This is a genomic window from Finegoldia sp. P2-F-LR, assembly GCF_052932265.1.
The window spans coordinates 1-255 of the sequence record NZ_JBRFJF010000049.1; the positions used below are offsets into that span (position 1 = coordinate 1).

The 255-nt window shown below is 45.5% G+C and carries 1 rRNA gene; it reads left to right on the forward strand.

The features are described from left to right. Window positions 1-2: 2 nt before the first annotated feature. Window positions 3-255, forward strand: a 23S ribosomal RNA gene (locus ACU68W_RS09365); the annotation flags it as partial.

A 255-nucleotide genomic window follows, 5' to 3' on the forward strand; every position in this document is an offset into this window, starting at 1 on the left:
AAGGCGGATGCCTTGGCACCAGGAGGCGAAGAAGGACGTGACAAGCAACGAAAACCTCGAATAGGAGCAAATATCCAGTAACTCGGGGGAATCCGAATGGGGAAACCTACTAGACACACTCTAGTATTCATACGTAAATACATAGCGTATGGAGGCGAATGTTCTGAACTGAAACATCTAAGTAGGAACAAGAAAAGAAAGAAAACTCGATTCTCCAAGTAGCGGCGAGCGAACAGAGAACAGCCCATTAAAGTA